At 46.1% G+C, this 4,255-nt stretch carries 3 protein-coding genes; 1 reads left to right on the top strand and 2 read right to left on the bottom strand.

Going from position 1 to position 4,255, the window contains the following annotated elements; all coding sequences use genetic code 11:
- Positions 1-214 (top strand): hypothetical protein (locus tag QUA25_RS12255; RefSeq protein ID WP_333038030.1); only part of this gene is annotated, 214 nt, incomplete at its 5' end.
- Between the two features lie 42 nt (positions 215-256).
- Here the strand turns inward: QUA25_RS12255 and QUA25_RS12250 are convergent.
- Both QUA25_RS12250 and QUA25_RS12245 read right to left on the bottom strand, forming a co-directional pair.
- On the bottom strand, positions 257-2,344 hold the full coding sequence (locus tag QUA25_RS12250; RefSeq protein ID WP_333038029.1) for a caspase family protein: 2,088 nt from the start codon (positions 2,342-2,344) through the stop codon (positions 257-259).
- An 88-nt stretch (positions 2,345-2,432) separates the two neighbouring features.
- The coding region (locus QUA25_RS12245) for a WD40 repeat domain-containing protein (protein WP_333038026.1) at positions 2,433-4,255 on the bottom strand (1,823 nt) is incomplete at its 5' end.

Genomic DNA, 4,255 nt, shown 5'->3' with positions numbered 1-4,255 from the left:
GGTCTGGAGTGTCGCCTTTAGCCCAGATGGCAAAACCTTGGCTTCAGCCAGCGATGACAAGACGATAAAACTGTGGACTTGGGATTTAGAGCAACTAATGGCATTCGGCTGCAACTGGATCAGCGATTATCTCAGAACAAACCCGAAAGTGACAGAAGAGGATAAACAGATGTGCTCTGATTACCTCAACCAAAAGTCAATCAAAAAGGACTAGGCAAAAACAGCCCGCGAGCAAAATGCGCGCACTACATTTTTTTCACCTCAGCACAAATTCCACCTTTTCCGTCGTCCATTCATTACTCGCTTTAGTTACAACCGCCGCCTTTCGCCCCTGTAAATCTTGGTCTAACGCTGGCAATTCCCACAAGTGATAATTCGTTGCATCCACAGTTGCAAATACTTTTATTACATTTACCCCTTCCTCATAATTTTCTGGCAATGATAGTTTGAGGTCTTCTGTTCTCTCTTGTCCGGGTTCTACAACTTCATAATTCGCACCTTTGGGATAGAAGTGTTCTATACTATAATCCATATCAAAGTTCAAGGCAGTGATATTTAAAATTCGATTAGATTCATTGCGAATTCGTAACGTAACCTCTGTATCTTTTTCTAATAGAGGAACCTTACCATCAGCATTCAAAACTACAATTTGCCGTTTTACTGATTGAACCAATTCAACCTTAAGTTTGCCATTTAAGGGAGAAAAAGCATCTTCATTATCCAACTCCAAACGATTTTGATATATGGTAATATGGATTAAGCGATTAATTAGCTTTGTAGCTGATTCAGGTGCATCAATTTTGATCGGAAAAAGAACATTCTTGATAGGTTCTTTATTAGCATCTAAAATCAAATATTCTCCTTGAGAATTCACGGAAACAAAATAATTCACATTCTCATCTTTTTCGGTTTCTGGACAGAATTCGATCCAGCTATGATTTTTAACTTCCTCTTTTTTAGTTGCGAGCATACCAGGAAGTGATGACACATCTACACCAGGAATTTTCGGTAACGGGTCAGGCAAAAGCACCCGAACTTTGCGAATTTGTTCCAACGGTGGCCCTACATAGACAGCAGGGGAACCTATTTCAATTATTCCTTCTCTTAATTTAGGTTTGAGTTCTCTGGTTGTAAATTCGTTATGTAACCCCGTTACTTCTGCCCAACAGTCGGATGCTCCCAACTCTACAAGTTTAACCGTAGCAATTCGCTGTTCCCTGTCCTCAAAATTCCACGTCCCGAATCGAAAAATATCGAATTCCGCCCCTTGTTTAAGGCCGCTAGCTTCACCCATTTGCAATTGGACTCGGTTTTTGGTAATATCTACCTTCATCACTGGCACGGTGTGGGTACTGCGCGTAACCGGTACACTACGGAGAAGGGATGCGCCAGGAGTGAAGGAGACAGATTGACCGCCCAAAAAAGTGCGATTTGTCTCCCCAATCAACATCGGTGTTTGTCGATCAAAGTCATTGTGAACTAGATTAGATATTTGATTGAACAAATCTGCGACAGCCAGTTCTGTCCCCCGGTATTCTCGCAAAGCTTTTAATAAAAAATACGTCAAAGCGCCGTTGCGTTCCGTCCCTTCAAAAACCTTTTCATAAGCAAATTCCTGATCCCGACAAGCTGCTATTAAGGTATAACCTTTCGGTTCGGGTAACAAACCATTGACGACGGTAATATTGCGGCTATTTTCTGTTGAAGCTTGCCAGTTTTGTGCTAATTCCTGAAGCGGTGCAACCAAACTATCTGTAGGTCGAAGAGTCATATCAATAAAACCGCCACTGCGTATACTCCAGTCATCTGTTTCTATATCTCTGGTTGCGCCACCGGAATGACAGCTATCGAGTACGAGGGTTACAACTAACTCTTTTGCCACCATTTCTTCCAGGAGTTTGGCAAATTCCAAGTCGCGCAAATAGCGTGAGTTTGGTTGACCGATATCGCAGGGAACTAAGGCTTCATCTAAACCCATAGAACCCTTGACATCTTCAAAAATTGTTTTCGCCCGTCCGCCGTGACCGGAGTAGTGAATATATACTCGGTCTTGAGGTTTGGCTTTGGCGGTTAGTTCTTTGAATTTGGTGACGATATTTTCATAAGTAGGTAAGAGTTCAGGGGGTTCTTGGGGTTGGTTGGGATTGTCGGAAGCAGTCGCGGTGAGTTTAATAATTGGGTCGGGTGTGAGGTTAAAGGTGTCTTTTAAATAGGTTTCGACGTGGTTGATATCTTGAACGCATCCCCGTAAGTTTTTGTAGTAGTTACCTTCTGGTAAACGATGGGGGAAGTAGAAATTGATGCCGATGAGGAGGGCGTAGAAGTTGGGGGTTTGGTTTGTCATGGTTGTTGGGGGGTAAGGGTATGGGAAAAGTTTGATTTTTATATGGGAGTAAACAGGGGGTTTTTATGCAGTTTTCAATCTAAAATTATCAAAGCTTATTGCATAAATCTTGTTTGATTTCCAGGGCATCTGCGTCATAAGGATTAGGTATCAGGTAATTGTCTATGAAATTGCAGCCTTCCTTAAGTGAATAATTAAAATCTAACCGCCACAGTCTCAGGGTGTTGTCACCACTGCCAGTTGCCAGCAGCTTGCCATCGGGGCTGAAACTGACGCTCACAACCATGCTTGTATGCCCGCTGAGGGTTTTAATTTCCTTACCAGTGGAGATATCCCACAGTTTGACGGTGTTGTCACCACTGCCAGTTGCCAACCGCTTGCCATCGGGGCTGAAACTGACTTCCCAAACCCACCCTATATGGCCGCTGAGGGTTTGAATTACTTTGCCAGTGGAGGTATCCCACAGTTTGACAGTTTTGTCACGACTGGCACTAGCCAGTCGCTTGCCATCGGGACTGAAACTGACATCCGAAACCCAGTCTGTATGTCCGCTGAGGGTTTGAATTACTTTACCAGTGGTGGTATCCCACAGTTTGACGGTGGTGTCCCCATTGCCAGTGGCCAGGCGCTTGCCATCGGGGCTGAAACTGACCGCTCTAACGCTGCTTGTATGTCCGCTGAGGGTTTGAATTACTTTGTCAGTGGTGGTATCCCACAGTTTCACGGTGGTGTCGTCACTGCCAGTCGCCAGCAGCTTGCCATTGGGGCTGAAACTGACCGCTCTAACGCTGCTTGTATGAGTGAGGGTTTTAATTTCTTTCCCCGTGGAGGTATCCCACAGTTTGACGGTGTTGTCATAATTGCCAGTGGCCAGCAGCTTGCCATTGGGGCTGAAACTGACATCCGAAACCGAGTCTGTATGGCCACTGAGGGTGTTAATTTGCTTGCCGGTGGTGGTATCCCACAGTTTCACGGTGGTGTCGTCACTGCCAGTGGCCAGCCGCTTGCTATCGGGGCTGAAACTGACTGCCCCAACCCACGCTGTATGTCCGCTGAGGGTTTTAATTTCTTTGCCCGTCATGGTATCCCACAGTTTGACAGTTTCGTCACGACTGCCAGTAGCCAGCAGCTTGCCATTGGGGCTGAAACTGACTGCATTAACCGAGTCTGTATACCCGCTGAGGGTTTTAATTACTTTGCCAGTGGAGGTATCCCACAGTTTCACGGTTTTGTCCTCACTGCCAGTAGCCAGCAGCTTGCCATTGGAGCTCAAACTGACCGCATTAAACGAGTCTATATAACCGCTGAGGGTTTTAATTACTTTGCCAGTGGAGGTATCCCACAGTTTGACGGTTTTGTCACCACTGCCAGTAGCCACCAGCTTGCCATTGGGGCTCAAACTGGCTGCTGTAAGGAAGCTTGGCCCAGTGAGGGTTTTAATTACTTTGCCAGTGGAGGTATCCCACAGTTTGACGGTGTTATCAGCACTGGCAGTAGCCAGCAGCTTGCCATTGGGGCTGAAACTGACCGCCCAAACCCAGTTTGTATGAGTGAGGGTTTTAATTACTTTCCCCGTGGAGGTATCCCACAGTTTGACGGTGTGGTCATAATTGCCAGTGGCTAGCAGCTTGCCATTAGGGCTGAAACTGACTGCAAAAACTTCGCCTGTATGGTGGTCGCTGAGGGTTTTAATTACTTTGCCAGTGGAGGTATCCCACAGTTTGACGGTGTTATCAGCACTGCCAGTGGCCAGCAGCTTGCCATTGGGGCTGAAACTGACACCCGAAACCGAGTTTGTATGTCCTTTTAGGGTTTTAATTTCTTTGCCCGTCGTGGTATCCCACAGTTTGACGGTGTTATCAGCACTGCCAGTGGCCAGCAGCTTGCCATTGGGGCTGAAACTGACACCCG

This window comes from Microcoleus sp. Pol17C6, assembly GCF_036701145.1.
Classification (GTDB): domain Bacteria; phylum Cyanobacteriota; class Cyanobacteriia; order Cyanobacteriales; family Microcoleaceae; genus Microcoleus.
The sequence above is the reverse complement of the archived record's forward strand: the minus strand, read 5'-3'. Positions and strand labels throughout refer to the sequence as shown.

Bases quoted from the DNA above. Each gene is read 5' to 3' on its own strand.
- QUA25_RS12250 (WP_333038029.1), bottom strand. From the start codon at position 2,344: ATGACAAACCAAACCCCCAACTTCTACGCCCTCCTCATCGGCATCAAT.